Annotated in this window: 20 protein-coding genes and 2 riboswitches; of the genes, 10 read left to right on the top strand and 10 right to left on the bottom strand. The window is 62.7% G+C overall.

Annotation, left to right across the window (positions count from 1 at the left end; translation table 11 throughout):
* Positions 1–85: 85 nt before the first annotated feature.
* A complete protein-coding gene (locus tag GCN74_RS03170) occupies positions 86–721 on the bottom strand; it encodes a phosphatase PAP2 family protein (protein WP_226938846.1) in 636 nt (211 codons plus the stop codon).
* 155 nt (positions 722–876) lie between these two features.
* Positions 877–1449, bottom strand: coding sequence for an ATP-dependent Clp protease proteolytic subunit (locus tag GCN74_RS03165; protein ID WP_226938845.1), 573 nt, complete (start codon positions 1447–1449; stop codon positions 877–879).
* 169 nt (positions 1450–1618) lie between these two features.
* Positions 1619–1705, top strand: a riboswitch (glycine riboswitch).
* A 28-nt stretch (positions 1706–1733) separates the two neighbouring features.
* A riboswitch (glycine riboswitch) is annotated at positions 1734–1839 on the top strand.
* 74 nt (positions 1840–1913) lie between these two features.
* Here GCN74_RS03165 and gcvT point away from each other — a divergent pair.
* From gcvT to gcvP, 3 genes are all read left to right on the top strand, one after another.
* Positions 1914–3035, top strand: a complete 1122-nt coding sequence (gene gcvT / locus GCN74_RS03160) for a glycine cleavage system aminomethyltransferase GcvT (RefSeq protein WP_152255319.1) — start codon at positions 1914–1916, stop codon at positions 3033–3035.
* 70 nt (positions 3036–3105) lie between these two features.
* Entirely contained in the window at positions 3106–3486 is a 381-nt protein-coding gene (gene gcvH, locus GCN74_RS03155; protein WP_152255318.1) for a glycine cleavage system protein GcvH, read from the top strand.
* Between the two features lie 101 nt (positions 3487–3587).
* A complete protein-coding gene (gene gcvP / locus GCN74_RS03150; protein WP_152255317.1) occupies positions 3588–6488 on the top strand; it encodes an aminomethyl-transferring glycine dehydrogenase in 2901 nt (966 codons plus the stop codon).
* 219 nt (positions 6489–6707) lie between these two features.
* Here the strand turns inward: gcvP and GCN74_RS28635 are convergent, their stop codons facing one another.
* Positions 6708–6866: a hypothetical protein gene (locus GCN74_RS28635; RefSeq protein ID WP_171985004.1), complete on the bottom strand. Its 159-nt coding sequence runs from the start codon at positions 6864–6866 to the stop codon at positions 6708–6710.
* A gap of 162 nt (positions 6867–7028) precedes the next feature.
* On the opposite strand from GCN74_RS28635, the gene GCN74_RS03145 reads away from it, so the two are divergent.
* The 4 genes from GCN74_RS03145 to GCN74_RS03130 all read left to right on the top strand — a co-directional run bounded on the left by GCN74_RS03145 (position 7029) and on the right by GCN74_RS03130 (position 12337).
* Positions 7029–8246, top strand: a complete 1218-nt coding sequence (locus GCN74_RS03145) for a Bcr/CflA family efflux MFS transporter (protein WP_152255316.1) — start codon at positions 7029–7031, stop codon at positions 8244–8246.
* A gap of 25 nt (positions 8247–8271) precedes the next feature.
* Positions 8272–8880 (top strand): TetR/AcrR family transcriptional regulator, encoded by a 609-nt coding sequence (locus GCN74_RS03140; protein WP_226938844.1) that lies wholly within the window; start codon positions 8272–8274, stop codon positions 8878–8880.
* 394 nt (positions 8881–9274) lie between these two features.
* Complete coding sequence (mgtA, locus tag GCN74_RS03135; protein WP_152255314.1) at positions 9275–11959, top strand: magnesium-translocating P-type ATPase; 2685 nt, start codon at positions 9275–9277, stop codon at positions 11957–11959.
* A 36-nt stretch (positions 11960–11995) separates the two neighbouring features.
* Entirely contained in the window at positions 11996–12337 is a 342-nt protein-coding gene (locus GCN74_RS03130; protein WP_152255313.1) for a DUF6677 family protein, read from the top strand.
* Positions 12338–12370: 33 nt separating this feature from the next.
* Here GCN74_RS03130 and GCN74_RS03125 read toward each other — a convergent pair whose 3' ends face one another.
* Both GCN74_RS03125 and GCN74_RS03120 read right to left on the bottom strand, forming a co-directional pair.
* Positions 12371–12937: an RrF2 family transcriptional regulator gene (locus GCN74_RS03125; protein ID WP_152255312.1), complete on the bottom strand. Its 567-nt coding sequence runs from the start codon at positions 12935–12937 to the stop codon at positions 12371–12373.
* 59 nt (positions 12938–12996) lie between these two features.
* A complete protein-coding gene (locus GCN74_RS03120; RefSeq protein ID WP_152255311.1) occupies positions 12997–14205 on the bottom strand; it encodes an NAD(P)/FAD-dependent oxidoreductase in 1209 nt (402 codons plus the stop codon).
* Positions 14206–14347: 142 nt separating this feature from the next.
* Here GCN74_RS03120 and GCN74_RS03115 point away from each other — a divergent pair, with 142 nt between their 5' ends.
* Positions 14348–15025 carry a ribonuclease HI family protein gene (locus tag GCN74_RS03115; protein WP_226938843.1) on the top strand — a complete coding sequence of 226 codons (678 nt, stop codon included), beginning with the start codon at positions 14348–14350 and terminating at the stop codon, positions 15023–15025.
* A 1-nt stretch (position 15026) separates the two neighbouring features.
* Here the strand turns inward: GCN74_RS03115 and GCN74_RS03110 are convergent, their stop codons facing one another.
* The 5 genes from GCN74_RS03110 to GCN74_RS03090 form a co-directional block, all read right to left on the bottom strand.
* A complete protein-coding gene (locus tag GCN74_RS03110; RefSeq protein ID WP_152255309.1) occupies positions 15027–15671 on the bottom strand; it encodes a hypothetical protein in 645 nt (214 codons plus the stop codon).
* 282 nt (positions 15672–15953) lie between these two features.
* The gene (locus GCN74_RS03105) at positions 15954–17600 is read right to left on the bottom strand and encodes a methyl-accepting chemotaxis protein (protein WP_152255308.1); all 1647 of its coding nucleotides are present in this window, start codon (positions 17598–17600) and stop codon (positions 15954–15956) included.
* 89 nt (positions 17601–17689) lie between these two features.
* Complete coding sequence (locus GCN74_RS03100; protein WP_152255307.1) at positions 17690–19330, bottom strand: methyl-accepting chemotaxis protein; 1641 nt, start codon at positions 19328–19330, stop codon at positions 17690–17692.
* Positions 19331–19572: 242 nt separating this feature from the next.
* Positions 19573–20064 (bottom strand): chemotaxis protein CheW, encoded by a 492-nt coding sequence (locus GCN74_RS03095; RefSeq protein ID WP_152255306.1) that lies wholly within the window; start codon positions 20062–20064, stop codon positions 19573–19575.
* A 216-nt stretch (positions 20065–20280) separates the two neighbouring features.
* Positions 20281–20817 carry a hypothetical protein gene (locus tag GCN74_RS03090; RefSeq protein ID WP_152255305.1) on the bottom strand — a complete coding sequence of 179 codons (537 nt, stop codon included), beginning with the start codon at positions 20815–20817 and terminating at the stop codon, positions 20281–20283.
* A 177-nt stretch (positions 20818–20994) separates the two neighbouring features.
* Between GCN74_RS03090 and GCN74_RS03085 the strand changes: the two genes are divergently transcribed.
* Positions 20995–21645, top strand: coding sequence for an HD domain-containing protein (locus GCN74_RS03085; protein WP_152255304.1), 651 nt, complete (start codon positions 20995–20997; stop codon positions 21643–21645).
* Positions 21646–21802: 157 nt separating this feature from the next.
* Positions 21803–23086, top strand: a complete 1284-nt coding sequence (locus GCN74_RS03080) for a TCR/Tet family MFS transporter (protein ID WP_152255303.1) — start codon at positions 21803–21805, stop codon at positions 23084–23086.
* Positions 23087–23155 lie beyond the last annotated feature (69 nt).

Raw genomic sequence — 23155 nt, 5'->3', positions numbered from 1 at the left:
TCACCGCAGAGAGTGGCTCATCATACCATTTCCTGATGCTTTTCTGGCCAAAAAACAGCAGCATCCAGTGCCAGCCAGCACCACCTTAACGGGCTGGGCGGCCATCCTGCGCCAGTTTCCAGTCGTCGCGGGAAAAAACGCGTTCATGGCCGGACAGCAGCATGGCCAGTTTTTGCAGCCACTGCTCGGTCGGCATGGGCTCGGCCTTGAAGCTCAGCGCCACCATCAGCACCAGGCTGGCCAGGGCCAGCGCATGGCTGACGGCAAAATTCACGGCGCCGCGGGCATTCCACATGAAGCCCAGCGCCAGCGCCAGGCCCAGCACGCAGCCGCTGACGGCTTCCGAGACGCTGTGCGCATGCACGACCACGCGCGAAATGGCCACCAGCACGGCAAAGGCCACGCCCACGAGCACGCCGGCATGGCGCCAGCGCGGCGGGGCCCGCTGCAGCAACACGTACATGAGAACGGGAAACACGGCGCCGGCCCGCATGGCATGGCCGCTGAAGCCCGTGAAATCGAGCGCGCTGCTGCCCACGCCCCAGCTCATGAAGGCCAGCTTCGACAGCACCACGAGGGCCAGGCCGCCGCCGTACCACAGGCTCCAGCCGAGCACCAGGCGCCACTGGCGCGAGACGAGCAGCCACAGGGCAATCGCCACGCCAGCCGGCCCCATCACGGACATATCGGCCGCAAAAGAAATCCCATTCCACCAAGTCATTGCGCCTGTACTTATTTCATGATCAGCTTGCACTATGCCACGACTCGGCCCTGTTCCGCGCGGATATTGCTGTGCTGCAGCGAAGAATTACATTCCATTACAAATTTTCCACGCCAACACCACCGGCCCGGCCGCCGCCAGGCCCGCGCCACAGGTCAGATATTCGTCAGGCGCTTGCCCTTGGGCGGCGCAAAGTCGCGGATCGATTCGATCAGGCCCACCTCCAGCGCCTGGTCGGCCGTCAGGTGCAGGTCCGAATACGCGTGCACCTGCCACTGCTCTTCCGTCAGGCTGACGTGGCCGCGCAGGATGCGCTCGGTACGCATGTCGTCGGCGCGCAAGCCCTCGACGATGATGCTGAGCGCATCGGGACGCGATCCGGGCGACGCCGTCGCATGCGACTTGTGCACCATGAAACGGGCCGTGTCGCTGGCGTGGCGCTGCCGCCCCGCCAGGAACAGGGTGACGGCAATGGACGCGACGGCGCCCCCGTTATAGGTAATGATGTCGAGTGGCAACTTACTCAGGAAGTTGTACAGGCAGATGCCGTCGCTGACGTAGCCGCCGTTGGACTGGATCAGGATGTGCGCGGTGGTGAGCTTGTCTTCCGTGATGTCGGCCACGGCGTTGAAGACGCGCCGCACCATATCGCTGTTGACGTCGCCCGAGAGGGTAAAGTAGCCGTGCTGCTCGGTGTTGTTTTGCGTCTCGCTTTGTGTAGTGTTCATGGCAGGCACCCGCAAGAAAGCCAGGATTTCATCATAGCGCATTCCCGCACGGCCAGGCGCCCTTTTGCAGCGGGCCGGCGCCCCTCCCAGCCCCGCAAACCGGGGCTTTTGCTGCAATTTGGCAATGTCTTTTCAGATTGACAGAAACACCCTGCTGGCATATATTCCTCCCACTTGATCGGGAGAGGGCAAACCAGCGTTGCCGCCGAAGGGGCACTACCCAAAAACTCTCAGGCAAAAGGACCGATCAGGCGGACTGAAGCTGTTGCTTTGGCGACACGTTTCAGCTCAACTCTGGAGAGCGGCCGCGGCATATGCCGGCGGCCCACCGAAGGGGCGCACGGGGCAAGCCCCCGTAATCTCTCAGGTACAAAGGACAGGGGGGTCAGTGATCACGCCGGAAAGCCGTGTTTGGCTATTGTGTGTTCTGTTAACTTCCCCTTTACCTTCGTCCCGAGGAATCCATGACGCTCAAAGCGACCCCACTCAACAACGCCCACCGTGCCCTTGGCGCCCGCATGGTCGATTTCGGCGGCTGGGACATGCCCGTCAACTACGGCTCGCAAATCGAAGAGCACCATGCCGTGCGCGGCGATGCCGGCATGTTCGACGTGTCCCATATGTGCGTGGTCGATATCGAAGGCCCCAACGTGCGCGCCTTCCTGCGCGGCTTGCTGGCCAATAACGTCGACAAGCTGCAAGTGTCGGGCAAGGCGCTGTATTCGTGCATGTTGAATGCCGAAGGCACCGTCATCGATGACCTGATCGTCTACTTCTTCAATGAAAACTGGTTCCGCCTCGTCGTCAACGCGGGCACGGCGGAAAAAGACGTGGCGTGGATGCAGCAGCAAAACAGCAACACCAACAGCGGCCTGACGATCACCGAACGCCGCAATGCCAACAATCCGATGGCCCTGATAGCCGTGCAAGGCCCGAACGCGCGCGCCAAGGTGTGGCAGGTGCTGCCGCAGACGCAAGCGGCGTCCGAAGCCATCAAGCCGTTCAACGTCGTCATCGTCAAGGACACGCCATTTGGCGAAGTCATGCTGGCGCGCACCGGCTACACGGGCGAAGACGGCTTTGAAATCGGCGTGGCCGCCACCCAGGTGGAAGCGCTGTGGAACGCGCTGGCCGCCGCCGGCGTCAAGCCGGCCGGCCTGGGCGCGCGCGACACCCTGCGCCTGGAAGCGGGCATGAATCTGTACGGCCAGGACATGGACGAAAACGTCAACCCGCTCGACGCGGGCCTGGCGTGGACCATCGACCTGGTCAGCGAACGCGATTTCATCGGCAAGGCCGCCCTGCTGGCGAAAGGCCAGAACGCGCAATTCGTGGGCCTGATCCTGCGCGAAAAAGGCGGCGTGCTGCGCGCCCATCAAAAAGTCATCATCGCCGGCAGCGACGCCACGGGCGAAATCACCAGCGGCACCTTCAGCCCCACCATGCAGGAAGCGATTGCCCTGGCGCGCGTGCCGAACGGCGTCGCCGTGGGCGACACCGTGCACGTGGAAATCCGCGGCAAGCAGCTGGCCGCTTCCGTCGTCAAGCTGCCTTTCGTGCGTAACGGTAAAATCCTGGCTGCGTAAGCGTATTAGAGCCGCCCGCAAGACCGTACAACCATAATCAATAACGAACACTTACCATCTGGAGCCACACATGAACATTCCTGCAGACCTGAAGTACACCGCTTCCCACGAATGGGTACGCCTTGAAGGCGACGGCACGATCACCGTCGGCATCACCGAGTACGCGCAGGACGCACTGGGCGACATCGTCTTCGTCGAACTGCCAACCGTGGGCAACACCTACGGCGCCGGCGACGACGCCGCCGTGGTGGAATCGGTCAAGGCAGCGAGCGACATCTACGCGCCAATCGCCGGCGAAGTCGTGGCCGTCAACGACGCCGTGGTCAACTCGCCAGAGTCGATCAACGCCGACGCCTACGCCAACTGGCTGTTCAAGATCAAGCCAGCCGACGTGTCGGCCCTGGACGGCTTGCTCGACGCTGCCGCCTATGGCGCCACCACCAGCGCGTAATCGCGTTTGACTCACGGGCCGCGTTTGCGGCCCGTTTGCTTTTTTCCAGCAGCGCCCGCGCGCCGCCTCCCGGTTTTTCAGTCTTTTTTGGCCTCTATATCATGACCCGCACCAGCCTGACCCAACTCGAAGCACGCGATGCCTTCATCGCCCGCCACATCGGCCCTTCCTCCAGCGAACAGCAAGCCATGCTGGCGACCCTCGGCTATCCATCGCGCGCCGCGCTGATTGACGCCCTGGTCCCGGCCAACATCCGCAACAAGGGCGCCCTGCCCCTGGGTGCCTACTCGCAGCCGATGCCGGAACAGGAAGCCCTGTCGCGCCTGAAAGCCATCGCCGGCAAGAACCAGGTGCTCAAGTCCCTGATCGGCCAGGGCTATTACAACACCTTCACGCCAGGCGTCGTACTGCGCAACATCTTTGAAAACCCGGCCTGGTACACGGCGTACACGCCTTACCAGCCAGAGATTTCGCAAGGCCGCCTGGAAGCGATCCTGAACTTCCAGCAAGTGATCACGGACCTCACCGGCATGGGCATCTCGAACGCCTCGATGCTGGACGAAGGCACGGCCGCCGCCGAAGCGATGACCCTGATCCAGCGCGTGGGCAAGTCCAAGTCGAGCGTGCTGTATGTCGCCAACGACGTGCTGCCGCAAACGCTGGAAGTGGTGCAGACGCGCGCCCAGCCGATCGGCATCGAAGTGCGCACCTTCGACCCGGCTGAAATCGAATCGCTGGACGCCTGCTTCGGCGTGCTGCTGCAATACCCTGGCGTGAACGGCGTCGTGCGCGACTACCGCGCCGGCGTGGAAAAGCTGCACGCGAATGGCGCCATGGTCATCGTCGCGGCCGACCTGCTGGCCCTGACCATGCTCACGCCTCCGGGCGAATGGGGCGCCGACGTCGTCGTCGGCAACAGCCAGCGCTTCGGCGTGCCGCTCGGCTTCGGCGGTCCGCACGCAGGCTATCTGTCCACGCGCGATGAATTCAAGCGCAATATGTCGGGCCGCCTGGTGGGCGTGACCGTCGATGCGCAGGGCAACAAGGCGTATCGCCTGGCCCTGCAGACGCGCGAACAGCATATCCGCCGCGAAAAAGCGACGTCGAACATCTGCACGGCGCAAGTGCTGCTGGCCGTGATGGCGTCCATGTACGCCGTCTACCACGGCCCTGCCGGCCTGCTGCAGATCGCCCAGCGCGTGCACCGCTTTACGGGCGTGCTGGCCGCCAACCTGAAGACCCTGGGCTATGGCGTCGTCAACGCGAGCTACTTCGACACCCTGACCATCAACGTGGCCGATGCGGCGCAGCTGCACGCGACGGCCATGCACCACGGCGTCAACCTGCGCAAGATCGACAGCACCCACGTGGGCGTGTCGCTGGACGAAACCACCACGCGCGACGATATCGCGCTGCTGTGGAAGGTGTTCGCGCACGGCCTGGCCAACGCGCCTGCCGCGCCGGACCTGGACGCAGTGGAAGCGGGCGTCACCAGCGCCCTGCCGGCGCAGCTGGCGCGCGAGAGCGCCTACCTGACCCACCCCGTCTTCAACAGCTACCACTCGGAACACGAGATGCTGCGCTACCTGCGCAGCCTGGCCGACAAGGACCTGGCGCTGGACCGCACCATGATCCCGCTGGGCTCGTGCACCATGAAGCTGAACGCGACGAGCGAAATGATTCCCGTCACCTGGCCGGAGTTCTCGAACATCCACCCGTTCGCGCCGGACGCGCAAACGGTGGGCTACCGCGAAATGATCGCGCAGCTGGAAGAAATGCTGTGCGCCTTGACGGGCTACGCGGCCGTCTCGCTGCAGCCGAACGCCGGCTCGCAAGGCGAATACGCGGGCCTGCTGGTGATCAAGGCGTATCACGAGTCGCGCGGCGAAGGCCACCGCAACATCTGCCTGATTCCTTCCTCGGCGCACGGCACCAACCCCGCCTCGGCCAACATGGTCGGCATGCAGGTGGTCGTCACCAGCTGCGACGCCAACGGCAACGTGGACCTGGCCGACCTGAAGGCGAAAGCGGAAAAGCACAGCGCCAACCTGGCCTGCGTGATGGTCACCTACCCGTCCACCCACGGCGTGTTTGAAGAAGGCATCCAGGAACTGTGCGAGATCATCCACTCGCACGGCGGCCAGGTCTACATCGACGGCGCCAACATGAACGCGCTGGTCGGCGTGGCCGCTCCCGGCTCGTTTGGCGGCGACGTGTCGCACCTGAACCTGCACAAGACCTTCTGCATCCCGCACGGCGGCGGCGGACCGGGCGTGGGCCCGATCGGCGTGGGCGCCCACCTGGCGAAGTTCCTGCCGAACCAGCGTTCTACCGGCTACCGGCGCGACGCCGCCGGCATCGGCGCCGTCAGCGCCGCGCCATTCGGCTCGGCCAGCATCCTGCCGATTTCGTGGATGTACATCGCCATGATGGGCGCGGAAGGATTGACGGCAGCGACCGAGACGGCGATCCTGGCGGCGAACTACATCGCGCGCCGCCTGGCGCCGCACTACCCGGTGCTGTACTCGGGCCACGATGGCCTGGTCGCGCACGAGTGCATCCTGGACCTGCGCCCGATCACGGACGCCACCGGCATCAGCAACGAAGACGTGGCCAAGCGCTTGATGGACTTCGGCTTCCATGCGCCGACCATGAGCTTCCCCGTGCCGGGCACCCTGATGATCGAGCCGACGGAAAGCGAATCGAAAGTGGAGATCGACCGCTTCATCGACGCCATGATCGCCATCCGCGCGGAAATCGCCAAGGTCGCCAGCGGTGAATTCGACCGCGACGACAACCCTTTGAGGAACGCGCCGCACACGGCACAGGTATTGATGTCGGACAACTGGGAACGCAAGTACAGCCGTGAAATCGCGGCCTACCCTGTCGCTTCCCTGCGCCAGCGCAAATACTGGCCGCCGGTCGGCCGCGCCGACAACGTGTACGGCGACCGCAACCTGTTCTGCGGCTGCGCGCCGATCAGTTCATACGAAGAGGAATAACGCCAGACCAAACCTACTGCGCGTCGCGCTTTGCGGCCGGCGATGCTCACCGTACTAGAGTACGGTTGCGCTTCTCAGCCACAAATCACTGACGCTCGCTACGGTTTTGTCAGGCGTCGAAACTCAGCAATCAAGAAATAAAATTCCGGCAGAAATCGGGAGTATTAAGTTAAAACAGAACGGCAGGCCGCAAGGTCTGCCGTTTTTTTATGCGCCGCGCTACAACGCCAGCAAGGCCGCGCCCGGCAATCCCAGGGCGGTGCCCAGCATCGTCAGCAACACGACATCGCGCCGCTCGCAGCGGGCGCGGTGCGAACTCCAGGCGGCAAACAGCAGGGCTACGGCCACGCCGCTGAGCGAAATACCCACTTCCGTCATGTCCGCTCTCCCCGCAGGTGCGGCGCACCCGTCATGGTTTCTTTTTTCATCGTCCTCGTCCTTTTCAGTGATTGAGCAACCTACCTATCGGTAGGTAGTCAGTGTACAATAAAAAAGACGGCAGTGTCCATGCCGGTTTTTTGACGACACGAAGGAATCGCAATGCAGCAGCAAACCCCTCTCCCCGCCGCCAGTCTCGGGCTGGCCGCTTCCCTGGCCCTGGTGGCCGTGCTCGGTCCGGCCGGCATCGACATGTACCTCGCTTCGATGCCGGCCATGGCGCGCGAACTGCACACCTCGTATGCGAACGTGCAGCTGAGCCTGACCGTCTTCCTGCTGGCGCTGGGCGGCGGGCAGTTGCTGTGCGGCCCCCTGACGGACATGCTGGGGCGGCGCCGTCCGCTGCTGGCCGGCATCGCCGTGTACATTCTTGCCGCCGCATGGGCGTCGCAGGCGGACCAGCTGAGTACCCTGCTGCTGGCGCGGACCCTGCAGGGCCTGGGCGCGGCGCTGACCCTGGTGGTCGTGATGAGCATGGTGCGCGACGTGGCCGATGGCGTCAAAGCGGCGCAGCTGTTTGCCCTCCTGATGACCATCGTGGGCCTGGCGCCCGTGCTGGCGCCCGCCGTGGGCGGCCTGCTCGACGCCCATTACGGCTGGCGCGCCGTGATGCTGGCCCTGGCCGCGCTGGGCGCCGTGACCTTGCTCAACAGCGCGCTGTTCCTGCCGGAGACCTTGCCCAGAGCCAAGCGGGTTTCGCCGCGCGGCATGCACCGCACGTATGCGCGCATCGCGCTGGACCGCGCCTTCCTGCTGCCCGCGCTGGCCCTGTCGGCCAGCTTCTTCTTCCTGTTTGCCTACATCGGCGGCGCATCGCTCGTGTACCAGCGCGATTTCGGCCTGTCCGCGGGCAGCTTCGGCCTCGTGTTCGGCGCCACGGGCGTGGCCGTGCTGCTGGGCGCCATGGCCAGCGGCCGCCTGGTGGCGCAGTACGGCGTGGCGCGCCTCTGCGTGGCGGGCAGCATGGCCATGCTGGGCGGCGCCGTGCTGGCCCTGCTGGGCGCATGGGCGGGAGCCGGCATCGCCGCCGTCGTGCCGGGCATGTTCGTGGCCCTGTTCGGCCTGGGTATCGCGGAAGCGGCGCTGATGGCCATGGCCATGGGCTCGCAACAGCGCGCGCTCGGTTCCACGGCCGCGCTGCTGGGCGCCTTCCAGATGACCTTGTCGTCGCTGGCCACGCCGCTGGCGGCCAGCCTGTCCGAACGGGGACCGCTGCCCTGGCTGCTGTTCTTGACCGTGGCCGGCCTGCTGGTATCATGGCTGACCCTGGCAACTGCGCGCGTCCATCCGGCACCCGCCACCAGCCTGGGGGCGCACTGACGCCTCACTTACTATCACCCCAATGATGAAAAAACGCTCGGCTTCGGCCGATAAGATCTGTGCCGTCGCCGTCGTGCACTTTTCGGAACATGGCTACGATGCCTCGTCCCTCAGCGACATCGCCGAGCAGGCCGGCATGCGCAAGGCGTCGCTGTATTCGCACTTTACCGGCAAGGACGCCCTCTTCCTCGACGTGTTTGCCGACGCCCTGGCCGAAGAGCAAGCGTTCATGGATGGCTGCTTTGCCGACGAGGCGGCGCTGCCTGCGCCCGGCGGCCAGCTGGCCGGCGCCCTGTACTGCGACCGCATGGCGCAGCGCTATGCGGATTCCGCCCATCTGCGCTTTCTGCTGCGCACGGCCTATTTGCCGCCCGCGCCCCTGCGCGTGGAAGTGGGCACGGGCTACGAAGCCTTGCTGGCGCAATTGCAGCAGTATTACGTGCAGAGCCTGGGCCGCCTGGCGCCCGCCCTGCCGCTGCAGCACATCGCACTGTACGCGCAAGCCTACCTGGGCATCGTCGACAGCCTGCACGTGGAACTGATCTACGCGGGCGGCGCCGCGTTGCAGCAGCGCCACGCGGCGCTGTGGCAGATATTGTCCGATTCGCTGGCGATGGCCGCGCAGCCTGGCTGAGCATGCGGTCTGCAACAGCCACATTACACTTTGGAAACCTAAGATTTCTTCAGTTGACACTCTTGCAGCACGTGCATAAGATGCCCCCATTATTCATTTACGGAGTCCCACGTGGGTACTTGTTCTAGTGACAGTAGCCGATCTTGTATCGGTGATTGCCTCGGCAGCTAAACAGCAAGCAACACGGAACTCCGTTTCCTCCGTGCCTTGCCAAGCAAGGTGCGGTGTCTCGCGCGGCCAGTCCGGCTGCGCGCCTCTCCCCCTCTTTCCGACCGCGACCGGCTACTGACCCGGATTGCCCTCAAGCACCATGGCTGCCCATGGTACGCTTGCGGCACGCAAGTCTTGCCTGCGGCTGCGCCGCCCGTCAACACCTCGTCGTGAAAGGAAGAGCATGAATCTCTTCACCCGTTTGTTCGAATCGTTCCTGCGCAAGCGCCATACGGCCAGCCATTTCCGCCGCCGCGCCATGCCGCTGGAAAACAGCACGGCCCGCCCCGTGCCCGACCACCTGGCGCGCCAGCTGCTGACGGCCGCCCATGAAGACCTGGAAAGCGCCCTGAACCGCCTGCATACGCGCATCGAAGGCTTGCGCGATGCCGAGGCGCAAGTCATCGGCGCGCAGACGGGTCCGAACGAAGTCGAGCACGAAAAGCCGCTGGCCTGGTACCAGCACCTGTGGCTGTGCTACAAGAATCCGTTCAACCTGCTGCTCACGGTACTGGCGATTGTTTCCTACCTGACAGAAGACCCGAAGGCGACCATCGTCATCGGCACCATGGTGATCTTGTCGACCCTGCTGCGCTTCGTGCAGGAAGGCCGCTCGAACCGCGCCGCCGAGCGCCTGAAAGCCATGGTCAGCAATACGGCCACCGTGCTGCGCAATGGCCAGCGCATCGAGCTGCCCATCCGCCAGCTGGTGCAGGGCGACATCATCGTGCTGTCCGCCGGCGACATGATCCCCGCCGATTGCCGCCTGCTGTCCGCAAAAGACCTGTTCGTCAGCCAGGCCGCCATGACGGGCGAATCCTTGCCGGTGGAAAAGATGGCCGAACTGGCCGACGCCCATGGCAAGGACCCGATGGAGCTGGCCAATTTGCTGTTCATGGGCACCAACGTGATCTCGGGCGCCGCCACGGCGCTGGTCCTGGCCACGGGCAACCGCACGTATTTCGGCACCATCGCCACGCGCGTGACGGCCACCGAGCGCACGCCCACGGCCTTCGAGGCGGGCGTGAACAGCGTCAGCTGGCTGCTGATCCGCTTTGCCCTCGTGATGGCGCCGCTGGTCTTCCTGATCAACGGCTGGACCAAGGGCGACTGGATGGAAGCGTTCCTGTTCGCCCTGTCCGTGGCCGTGGGCCTGACACCGGAAATGCTGCCCATGATCGTCACCAGCACCCTGGCCAAGGGCGCCGTGAAACTGTCGCAAAAGAAAGTCGTCGTGAAACGCCTGGATGCCATCCAGAACTTCGGCGCCATGGACGTGCTGTGCACGGACAAGACGGGCACCTTGACGCAGGACAAGATCGTGCTCGAGCGCCATACCGACGTGTTCGGCCAGCAATCCGATGAAGTGCTGCAGTTCGCCTACCTGAACAGCCACTACCAGACGGGCTTGAAAAACCTGCTGGACCGCGCCGTGCTCGACCATGTGGAACTGCAGACGGAAATGCAGCTGGCGCGCGACTACGTGAAAGTCGATGAAATCCCGTTCGACTTCGTGCGCCGCCGCATGTCCGTCGTCGTCTCCGAACGCGACGACCACCATGAACTGATCTGCAAGGGCGCCGTCGAGGAAATCCTCGCCGCCTGCAGCCATCTGCGCCTCGGCGGCGTGAGCATCCCGCTCGATGCGGCCCTGCTGGCCAAGGTGCTGGAAACCACGCACGGCCTGAATGCGGAAGGTCTACGGGTAGTGGCCGTGGCCGTCAAGGAAGTGCCGCCCCACAAGACCGTGTACGGCGTGGCCGATGAAACGGCGCTGACCCTGATCGGCTATGTTGCCTTCCTCGATCCGCCGAAGGAATCGACGGCGCCCGCCCTGCGCGCGCTGGCCGAACATGGCGTGACCGTGAAAGTGTTGACGGGAGATAACCACCTCGTGACGGCGAAGATTTGCCGCGAAGTGGGGCTGGCCGTGCATGGCGTGCTGCAAGGCCCGCAGCTGGACGACATGGATGACGCCACCCTGGCCAGGGCGGCCGAGGACAACACCGTGTTTGCCAAGCTCAGCCCGCTGCACAAGGAGCGCCTCGTGCGCGCCCTGCGCGGCAACGGCCATATCGTCGGCTTCATGGGCGACGGCATCAACGACGCGCCCGCCCTGCGCGCGGCCGACATCGGCATTTCCGTCGATTCGGCCGTCGATATCGCCAAGGAAGCGGCCGACATCATCCTGCTGGAAAAGAGCCTGATGGTGCTGGAGGAAGGCGTGCTGGAAGGCCGCCGCACCTTCAGCAACATGCTCAAATACATCCGCATGACGGCCAGCTCGAACTTCGGCAATGTGTTTTCCGTGCTGGTGGCCAGCGCCTTCCTGCCGTTCCTGCCCATGCTGCCGCTGCACTTGCTGGTGCAAAACCTGCTGTATGACGTGTCGCAGATCGCCATTCCGTTCGACAATGTCGACGCTGAACTGATCCAGAAGCCGCTGAGCTGGAACCCGCGCGACATCGGCCGCTTCATGGTGTTCTTCGGCCCCATCAGCTCGATCTTCGACATCAGCACGTTTATCCTGATGTGGCATGTGTTCGGCGCGAATACGCCAGAACAGCAAACCCTGTTCCAGTCCGGCTGGTTTGTCGTGGGCTTGCTGACGCAAACCCTGATCGTGCACCTGATCCGCACGCCCAGGCTGCCCTTCATCGACAGCATCGCTTCCGTGCCCCTGCTGGTGGCCACCACCGCCATCATGGCCGTGGGCGTGTTTTTGCCGATGGGACCGCTGGCGACCTACTTCAAGCTGCAAGCCTTGCCGCTGGGCTACTTCCCCTGGCTGCTGGGCATCCTCGTGTGCTACACCCTGCTGACGACGTTCATGAAACGCGTGTACCTGCGCAAATTCGGCTGGCAATAGTATGATGGGCCGCTCTTCCTCCTCACAAAGGCACGCATGAGCGGCTGCCCCCTTTCCAAACGCACGCAGGCCCTGCTGCTGTCGGCGCTGGTCTTTCCCGGCAGCGGGCATTTCCTATTGAAACGCAAGGCGCGCGGCTGCCTGTTTGCCGTACCTGCGCTGATCGCGCTGGTGCTGGTGTTGCGCCAGATCATGGCACGATTGGATCAAATCATGGCACAGATCGACAGCGGCGCCCTGCCCCTCGATGTGCAGCTGATCGTGGAAAAAGTCGACGCCCTGTCCGCCCATGACGGCCCCGCCATGACGGCGGCCGTCGGCGTGCTGGTGGCGTGCTGGATCGGCAGCCTGGTCGATACCGTGCTGCTGCAACCCTGAGATTATTTTGACTTGGCACCTTGCAAAGGCGTCTCAGCCCGCATCGTCCTTGACGCGGCGCGGCTTCGGTCCGCGCACGGCGGCGATGCGCGCCTCGCTGCGCACCTGCACGCGGCCGCTGAACCAGCCCTGCAGATCCTCGCCAAAGCCGGCCGGCGCCATGCTGCCCACGCCTTGCGCCAGGTCCGCCAGGGTGGTCCTGGCCAGCTCGGCGCGCATGCTTTTCTCGGCGCGCAGCATCAAGGCGTGGATGCCGCACACGCCGCTGGTCATCCAGCCAGGCGGCTCGCCTTCGTACAGGGTGCAGCGGCTGCGGATCTGCTGGCAATCGAACAGCGGTTTCGGACCTTCGATGGCATCCACCACGTCGAGCACGCTGATGTCGGCCGCCGGGCGCGCCAGCTGGTAGCCGCCGCGTATGCCTTCCGACGCCGTCACGATGCCCGCCTTCTCCAGCTTGGGGAAGATTTTTGCCAGGAACGAGACGGAAATGCCCTGCAATTCCGCCAGATCGCGGCTGCTGGCAGGCTCGGCAAGCGGCTGCGCCAGATACAGCAGGCAATGCAAGCCATACTCGGTGCCGCTTCCATAATGTGCCATGATGCCATTCCTCCGTTGCAAAACGGGGACTTTAGCACTCCCCGTTTGCAGCCGCAAGGCTACAGCGACAGCTCGAACGCGGGATCGGCGGCGGCCAGCGCCGCCGCGCTGTCGGCTGGCGGATAGATCACGCGGCCATTGATCGCCACCTTCAAGGCCTTGCCTTCGCTGCCCGTCATCCACACCTTGCGCTCCCAGCCCTGCGTGACGACGGCTCCCCACGCGCCCAGGTCCAGGCACGTCACATAATACGGCTGGCGGTAGGGTCGCGTGGCCAGGCCCAGCAGATCGGCCACGGCATTGTCGCCCGAGGAACGTCCGAGGAACATGGCGTGCTGGCAGCTCATCAGTGTGTGATTGCCATCGTCGTCCGTGGCCGCGACGGCCGCGTCGCCCGTGGCAAAGACCTTGCCTGCGCCCGGCACGCGCAAGTCGTTCGCCACCCGCAGGCGGCCCGCCGCATCCTTGTCGCCGGGAATCTGCGCCGTCAGCGCGCTGGCCCGCACGCCCGCCGTCCACACCACGGTGGCCGCCTCGATGCGCTCGCCATCGGCCGTCGTCAAGCCGTCCGCGTCGATGGCGGCGACGGCTGAACCGAGCCGGCATTCCACGCCCAGCTCCGCCAGCGCCTGCTCGATGACGGGACGCGGTCCCGGCCCCAGGTCGGGACCGATGTCGGGCGCCCGCTCGACGATGATCACCCTGATATCGGCATCGTCCCCCAGGATGGCGCGCAGGCGGGCCGGCAGCTCGGCCGCCAGTTCGATGCCCGTGAAGCCGCCACCGGCCACGATGACCGTATTGCGCGCAGCCGAGGCGGGACGGGCGGCCAGCCCGTGCAGGTGCGCATCGAGCGCCACCGCGTCGTCGCGCTGGTCGGTGCTGAAGGCAAATTCTTGCAGACCCGGAATCTCCGGCCGGAACAGGCTGCTGCCCGCCGCCAGCACCAGGCGGTCATAGGCCAGGGTGGAACGGCTGCCGTCGGCGGCCACGATGTCGACTTCGTCGCTGGCGCTGCGGATGGCCTCGACCTTGCCCGCGATGAAGCGCACGCCCGTATCGTCGAACAGTTGCTGCAGCGGCGCCACCATGCCGGCGGGCGCCGGCTCGTACAGGCGCGGGCGCATCGTCAGTACCGCTTCGGGCGCCACCAGCGCCACTTCGATGTCGCCGGCCGCAACGTTTTCCAGCTTCAGGCGGCGCACGGCAGCCAGGGCACTCCACAATCCGGCAAAGCCGGCACCAATGATCAATACGCGCTGTGTCATGTTTTTTCTCCTTGATTTGATAACGCAGACTATATCACTCCGCGTTATATCGTGCAAGCGGACAACGTAAAATGGCTCAGGCCGCCTTGCGGTCCGCGCCGCACTCGCGTAGATTCGCGGCACAACGATTATGGAAAGCACCATGCAAGAGGAGTCGGCAACATTGGAGGCGGCCGCGTTCAAGGGCGAGCGGACCCGGGCGCGCCGGCTGGCGGCGCAGGAAGGCATCGCCGGCGACGCGGCGCTGCAGCGCATACTGGAACAGGCGGCCGGCACGCAGGGCCTTGCCGCCCTGCTGGCGTCGCGGGCGCAGGCGCGCGCGGCTGAAGCGCAGCGCAAGGCGCAAAAGATCAGCGACCGCCAAGTGGCGCAAGCGGCCCGGCGCCTGCCGGCGGGCCCCGCTTCGGCGTGGCGCGGCTGGTTCGACGGTTCCGCCCACCCGAATCCGGGCAAGCTGGGCATCGGCGCCCTGCTGCTGGGGCCGAATGGCGAACGCATTGAAGTGAGCGAGGCGGCCGGCTATGGCAACAGCAGCGAAGCGGAATATGCGGCCCTGACGGCCGTGCTGCAGGCGGCACTCGGCGTGCGTCCGCCACCCATGCAGCTGCTGCTGTACGGCGACAGCCAGGTGGTGATCAACGATGTATTGGGAACGACGGCGGCAGGCGCCAGGGGACTGGAAACGCAGAGGGCCACCGTAGTGGCCCTGCTGGAACAATTACACGATGTAACGCTGTGCTGGCTGCCGCGCCACCGCAATGGCGAGGCGGATAAATTATCGCAAATGGCGATTGAAAAACATTATACATTGCCAAATTGAATCAACCCACATTGCCGCCAGCGAAATTTTTCAAATCCAAAAAAACCTTTGCAATTATCGCAACAGATGACGAATAAATAAAACAAATCATCAAAGTAAAAAGCTCCATATACGCAAACATAAAAAAGGATGTGGCTTTTGAATTTTTATAAATAAGAATTTTTTTTAATCCATTACGTGGATTTGTATAAATAAATTCCTTGAAATTCAATTGCCGAAAAATACGAATACAGGCGATCGGAGCAGCTACTAAAAAAACAAGAAAGGTAACGATTGGTGTCAACTCATTTTGACTGCGGTAAAAAGCTGGAAGTACATCACTATAAAATACCGTAATTATTGCAGTAAATGCAGCCTGCAAAAAAAACGCAAATCCTAAAATTGCGACTCCCCAAGAACCCAGAAAGATTGCAATTCGGATATTTTTCTTGCGAAAATTCGGACTCAGACGACTATAAGAACGTTGAGTTTCAATTACTATAATGAGAAAAGCGGCAGTAAAAAATCCAAGCAGAAGATCAAAATAGATATTATCAGTTTTTGTTACGAAAAGTGCTCCCACAATAGAAACACATCGAAAAAAATATTTCCATAAAATTTTCCTTTCCTCGGGTAACTCACCCCATACAGACTCTGTCAAACCCATACATCTTCTCATAGTCGCTTCACTCAATCGGCTTCATGCCAATACTATTTATATGGAGCCAATATCAACAATTGATTCATTAGATGATCCCAAAAAAGATCTTGGCTGTCCGAGCACAACCATTTGACCTTATCATGGGAAATTTGTTCAACTTTGAATTTTTTTTTGCTCAGACTATTTGCCCTGAAACTTGGGCTAAAAGGTCAGCTTAATGAAGAAGTACTCTCAAAAATAGAGAGCACTCTACTCACTAAATAGCGGCAAAAAAAACGCGGATGCCGATCAAGCGGCGCGGCCGATCTGCAATGGCTCTTGCGGCGCCTTGGCCGCCGGGCGCTTGCCGCCGCTCACCGCCTTCAAGCCGCCGGCGCCGGCCTGCTGGCCAGTCAGTTTGAACACGCTGACCACTTGCGCCAGGTTGTGCGCCTGGTGCTGCATCGATTCGGCGGCGGCCGCCGATTCTTCCACCAGCGCCGCATTTTGCTGCGTGACGGCATCCATCTGGCCGATGGCCCGGTTGATCTCGTCGATGCCCACGCTTTGCTCGCTGCTGGCCGCCGTGATTTCCGTGATGATGTCGCTCACGCGCTGCACGCTGTCGACGATGTCGTTCATGGTCGAACCGGCTTGCGCCACCAGCATGCTGCCCGCGTTGACCTGCTCGACCGAGGCGCCGATCAGGGTCTTGATCTCCTTCGCCGCGCTGGCCGAACGCTGGGCCAGGTTGCGCACCTCGGACGCCACCACGGCAAAGCCGCGGCCCTGCTCGCCCGCGCGCGCCGCTTCCACGGCCGCATTCAGGGCCAGGATATTCGTCTGGAAGGCGATGCCGTCGATCACACTGATGATGTCGACGATCTTGTTCGACGAGGCATTGATCGATTCCATCGTGCCCACCACCTGCGCCACCACTTCGCCGCCCTTGACGGCCACTTGCGCCGCCGAAGCCGCCAACTGGTTCGCCTGGCGCGCATTGTCCGCATTCTGTTTCACAGTGCTGGTCAGCTCTTCCATCGACGACGCCGTCTCTTCCAGCGAACCGGCCTGCTCTTCCGTGCGGGAAGACAGGTCCTGGTTACCGGCTGCAATTTCCGTCGAGGACGTGGCGATGCTGTCCGTCCCCGTGCGCACTTCGCTGACGATGTTGAGCAGGCTGGTGTTCATGTCCTTCAGGGCCAGCAGCAGTTGCCCCGTCTCATCCCTGGCGCTGGCATCGATCTGCGCCGTCAGGTCGCCATCGGCCACCTTGCGGGCAATTTCCACGGCCGTGCGCAGGGGGCGCACGATGCCTGTCGTCAACAGCCAGGCGCAGACGACGCCAAAGCCCAGCGCCAGGGTGGCCAGGGTCAGCAGCAGGTTGCGGCTGGTCTTGGCGACATCATCGATCTCGCGCGCCGTGGCGTCGATGCTGGCGCGCTGGTGCTGCAGCATGTCGTTGACCACTTTCAGGTATTGGGTCGAACCGGGCACGAAGATGCCCTGGAACGCCTTTTCCGCCTCCGCTTCCTGCCCATCCGCCTTCAGCTTCGACACTTGCGCGCGCGAATCGAGGTAGACCTTGCGCTGTTCGCTCACCAGGCGGAACAGTTCCTTTTCTTCCGGACTGGAAATCAGCGCTTCGATTTTCTTTTGCAGCTCGCCCGATACCACGGACGACTGTTTCGCTTCTTCCGCGAAATACGCGCCCAGGGTCGTGTCGCTGCTGCGCGCGATGGCCGTGGTGCGGCGCACGCCACTGTCGATCTTCGCATACCAGTCGGAAATATAGCGCTCCTTGGCCAGCGGCAGTTCCATCATGCTGCGCGTGGCCATGGCCACGTCATGCAGACGCCACACGCTGATGCCCGTGATCAGCATGGAAAACAGCAAAATCACGGCAAAACCCAGGCCGAGGCGCACACCAATACTGACGTTTCTTAACAAATTCATGTGAATATCCTAAAAAAGCGGAACCAGACTATATAAAAAGGGAACAGCGAAAGGGAGGACAGCGGCTGCCCACGGCAGCCGCGGCGGCATCAGCGGGTGCCGATGCGCAAGGCAGTCTGCGGCGCTGCCGGGCGTTGCATCGCCGGCTTTACGCCATGCACGCCGCCGGCGCCGGCCTGCTGGCCAGTCAGTTTGAACACGCTGACCACTTGCGCCAGGTTGTGCGCCTGGTGCTGCATCGATTCGGCGGCGGCCGCCGATTCTTCCACCAGCGCCGCATTTTGCTGCGTGACGGCATCCATCTGGCCGATGGCCCGGTTGATCTCGTCGATGCCCACGCTTTGCTCGCTGCTGGCTGCCGTGATTTCCGTGATGATGTCGCTCACGCGCTGCACGCTGTCGACGATGTCGTTCATGGTCGAACCGGCTTGCGCCACCAGCATGCTGCCCGCGTTGACCTGCTCGACCGAGGCGCCGATCAGGGTCTTGATCTCCTTCGCCGCCGAAGCGGAGCGCTGGGCCAGGTTGCGCACCTCGGACGCCACCACGGCAAAGCCGCGGCCCTGCTCGCCCGCGCGCGCCGCTTCCACGGCCGCATTCAGGGCCAGGATATTCGTCTGGAAGGCGATCCCGTCGATCACACTGATGATGTCGACGATCTTGTTCGACGAGGCATTGATCGATTCCATCGTGCCCACCACCTGCGCCACCACTTCGCCGCCCTTGACGGCCACTTGCGCCGCCGAAGCCGCCAACTGGTTCGCCTGGCGCGCATTGTCCGCATTCTGTTTCACGGTGCTGGTCAGCTCTTCCATCGACGACGCCGTCTCTTCCAGCGAACCGGCCTGCTCTTCCGTGCGGGAAGACAGGTCCTGGTTACCGGCGGCAATTTCCGTCGAGGACGTGGCGATGCTGTCCGTGCCGCTGCGCACTTCGCCGACGATGTTGAGCAGGCTGGTGTTCATGTCCTTCAGGGCCAGCAGCAGTTGCCCCGTCTCATCCCTGGCACTGGCATCGATCTGCGCCGTCAGGTCGCCGTCGGCCACCTTGCGGGCAATTTCCACGGCCGTGCGCAGGGGGCGCACAATGCCCGTCGTCAAGACCCAGGCGCAGACGACGCCAAAGGCCAGCGCCAGCGCCGCCAGCACCAGCATCAGGTTGCGGCTGGTGCTGGCGACGGCGTCGATCTCGCGCGCCGTCGTGTCGATCGTGGCGCGCTGGTGTTCCAGCAAGTCCGAGACCATCTTCTGGTACTTGGCGGCGGCCGGCACGAAGGTCTTTTCAAACACCTCGTTGGCCGCGTCGACCTGCGATTCGCCCTTCAGCTTGTAGACCTGGTCGCGCGAACCGATGTACACCTTGCGCTGTTCCAGCAAGCCCGCGAACATGGTTTTTTCCTCGGGCTTGTCGATCAATGCCTCGATCTTCTTTTGCAGCTCGGCGGAGCTGGCCGACGAGACTTTCGATTCTTCGGCGAAATAACTGCTGAGCGAAGTGTCGCTGCTGCGGGCAATCGCGATGGTGCGGCGCACGGCGCTGTCGATGCGGCCATACCAGTCGGAAATATAGCGCTCCTTGGCCAGCGGCTGCTCCATCATGACGCGCGTGGCGCTGGCCACGTCGTGCAGGCGCCAGACGCTGATGCCTGTAATGAGCATGGAAAACAGCAAAATCACGGCAAAACCGAGTCCCAGGCGGACACCGATGCTGACGTTGCGTAATACATTCATGTGACTATCCTAAAAACCCGGATGCCGGCGTGGCGGCCGGCCGGCGCTCCCGCTATGGGCGGGCGCTGGCTGGCTGACGTGGCGAAACGGGCGTAACAAGTGAAACTGAAGTGAAACTGGCGCACGGTTCGACTGAACCGTGCGCCAGGAAATGCGCTAGCGTGCGCCTTGCAGAAAAAGCAAACAATGCTTGAGGTCAATTGTTTCCTACAAACATGACCTAACTGACCTTCAGCAAGAATTTAAGCAGCCAGTTTTTCAATCAAACCCATGTCGGCGCTGGACATCAGCTGGTCGATATCGACGAGGATCAGCATGCGCTCGTCGATGGTGCCCAGGCCGATCACGTATTCCGTGTCGATCGAGCGGCCCATGTCCGGCGCCGGCTTGATCTGTTCCGGCAGCAAGGTGGTGACGTCGGAGACGCGGTCGACGACCATGCCCACCACGCGGTTGCCGATATTGAGGATGATGACGACGGTAAACTGGTCGTAGCTGGGCGTGCCCAGGTTGAACTTGATGCGCATGTCGACGATCGGCACGATGATGCCGCGCAGGTTGACCACGCCCTTGACGAACTCGGGCGCGTTGGCGATGCGGGTCGGCGTTTCATAACTGCGGATTTCGCTGACTTTCTGGATGTCGATGCCATACTCTTCCTGGCCCAGGGTAAAAGCCAGGTATTCGGCAGCCTTGGCAACGGTTGCGCCAGTGTCGCTGGAAATGGTGTTCATGATAATCCTTTAGGAATGTCGCAGGACGCGCCTCTCACCGGCCTTTGGGCGCCCATATGGAATTTATTAAATAATGCACTGAAATTGCAATGCGGCAATGTTACCGCATGTAAATTTTCAGTGCACTAAAAAAGAGCATCGTTCTTTCCGCGAGATCACGATTATCTGACTTTGTCGCAAAAGCATCACGCCTGGATACCAGCCGTTATTGTGCCGCTATTGTGTCGATTTCGCCCCGCCATCCTCTTCCGACGGCAGATTGAACGACACTGTATAGACAAAATCCATGCTGCAAGGCACACCGCTGCACAGTCCCGGCTTGTAGCGCTGCTTGATCGCGGCAGCTGCGGCAAAGTTCGCCATCTTGTCGTCCGGCGACTCGAAGATGGCCACTTCCTTGCCCTCCCCCTTGCTATTGACCTGCACCGCCAGCACCAGCTTGCCCCGTACTTGCAAGATGCGCTGCGCCGCATACACCTCGCGCAGGAACGGCTCCGTGCCCTTGATCGGATAGGGAGGCTCGTCAGCGGCCGGCAAACCCTCATACTGGTCTCGCACGCTCAGCTTCTGTTCCTCGCTCAGTTGCGCATAGCTGTAATTCACGGGAATGCTGCCCTTGACACCTTTGCGCTTGATGATGGTGCCGGTCTCCGCCATATCCTCGCTCAAGGTATAGCGGGGAGCCTCCTGGGCCCAGGAAGCTGCGTGGCCGCAGGCAAGATACAAACCGGCTATCAGCCAATAACGGGACATTGATTATCCTTTGCAATGTGGAATTATTATTTTTCAAAAATATCTTATAGGCAACAAAATGCCAAGGCGCGCATTCTGCTTAGAAGTAAATAAAAAAGCAAGTGCTTAAAGCAATGGATGCATGCGCAGCGGCGTTTTATGCCACACTGGCGGCCCCTGCTTTTTACGACTGTGAACATGCATTCTTTGCTTTCCCAATGGCAACCACGCCTGCTGGCGCTGGCCACGGCCGGCCTGGGCGACGACAGCGCCCACGACATCAACCACCTGCAGCGCGTCTGGCGCAATGCCTGTGTCCTGCTGCAAGAGCATGCGCAGGCGGACGCCCTCACCGTGATGGCCGCCTGCTATCTGCACGACCTGGTGAACTTGCCGAAAAACCATCCCGAGCGCCACCTGGCCTCGCGCCAGGCGGCAGTGCTGGCGTGCCGCCAGCTGGCGGAGCTGGATTTCCCGGCAGAAAAACTGGCCGGCGTGGCCCACGCCATCGAGACGCACAGTTTTTCCGCCGACCTGCCGCCGCACACGCTCGAAGCGCAGATCGTGCAGGATGCCGACCGCATCGACGCGCTGGGCGCCGTGGGACTGGCGCGCCTGTTCTATACGGCGGCGCGCATGGACAGTGCGCTGGCCCATGGCACGGACCCGCTGGCCCGGCATCGAGAACTGAACGACAAGGCGTACGCGCTCGACCATATCGTCACCAAGCTGGACAAACTGCCCGGCAAGATGCAGACGGCGGCGGGCCGCCGGCTGGCCGAACAGCGGCTGGCCGTGCTGACGGATTTCCGCGCCGCCTTCGCCCAGGAATGGGGAATTGCCGGCTAGCATGGGTGGCGATAGCCAGCACCGCCCATGCTGTCTATAATACAAGGCTCAGCTATCACGCCGTGGCGTCGGCAGGAACCTGCAACGCGCCGGCGCAACGCCAACAACTGAACTCCGCACGCCGCACGGCGGCGCGGAGTGCGCGCCGAAAGCATGCATGTCCGATAAAACCAGCCCCGACAGCCATTCACCGTCGTCCCCCGCCGCGCCCGCCCGTGCCGGCAACCTCAATTTCATCCTCGTCTGCGTCTTCATCGACATGCTGGGTATCGGCCTCGTGGTGCCCGTGCTGCCCATCCTGATCGGCGACTTTGTCAGCGGCAAGGATCAGCAAGCGTTCTGGTACGGCATCATGGCGGCCGTCTTCGGCTTGCTGCAGTTCATCTTCATGCCCATGCTGGGCGCCATCAGCGACCGCGTGGGACGCCGTCCCGTGCTGCTGTACTCGATGGCCGGCATGGGCATCAACTTTCTCGCCACGGGCTGGGCGCCCAATTTGGCCTGCCTGTTCATCGGCCGCATCATCGGCGGGGTCTCGTCGGCCAGCATGTCGGTGGCGTCCGCCTATGCTTCCGACGTTTCCACGCCCGACAACCGCGCCAAGAGTTTCGGCAAGATCGGCGCCGCCTTCGGCCTGGGCTTCATTTGCGGCCCCATGCTGGGCGGCCTGCTGGGCGAGATCAACCTGCACCTGCCGTTTTACGTGGCGGCCGGCCTGTCGGCGGCCAATTTCATCTACGGCTATTTCTTCGTGCCCGAGTCGCTGCAGCCGGGTCCCCGCGCGCCGTTCACCCTGGCCCGCATCAATCCGCTTGCCGCCCTGCTCAAGCTGGTGCGCCGCGTGGACATCCGCGGCCTCGTGCTGGCCTTCGGCCTGATGACGTTTGCGCAAATGATGCTCAACACCACCTGGGTGCTGTACACGCATTTCCGCTTCGACTGGACGCCGCGCCAGAACGGCATCGCCCTGTTCTGCGTGGGCCTGTGCGCGGCCGTGGTACAGGCGGGCTTGCTGGGCATACTCATCAAGCGCTTCGGCGAAGTGCGCCTGTCGCTGCTGGGCATGGCCTCGGGCGCCCTCACCTACCTGCTGTACGGCCTGGCCACGCAGGGCTGGATGATGTATGCGCTGATCCTGTGCAACCTGCTGGCCTTTGCCGCGGGCCCGGCCCTGCAAGGCATCATCTCGAAATCGTCCAACGCCGGCGAACAGGGAGAACTGATGGGCTCGCTGCAATCGATCAGCAGCCTGGGCATCATCATCATGCCCTTGCTGGGCAGCATGATCCTCGGTGAAGTGAGCCATTTGCCGCCGCAGGACTGGCGCATCGGCAGTACCTTCTATCTGTGCGCCATCATGCAAGCTCTGGGCATCGTGGTGGCCTGGCGCTACTTCAAGGCACAACGCCAGGCAAGACTTGCGGTTTCCACCACAAAGTAGTCTGCGGGATAATATTGCATTTGGGAAATAAATAAGCGAGAATGGGATAATCAACCGCGCGTTACCGAC

Origin of the sequence: Janthinobacterium sp. FT14W (assembly GCF_009208755.1) — a bacterium.
Lineage (GTDB): Bacteria > Pseudomonadota > Gammaproteobacteria > Burkholderiales > Burkholderiaceae_D > Janthinobacterium > Janthinobacterium violaceinigrum.
This window is presented reverse-complemented; position numbering and strand designations above follow the sequence as displayed.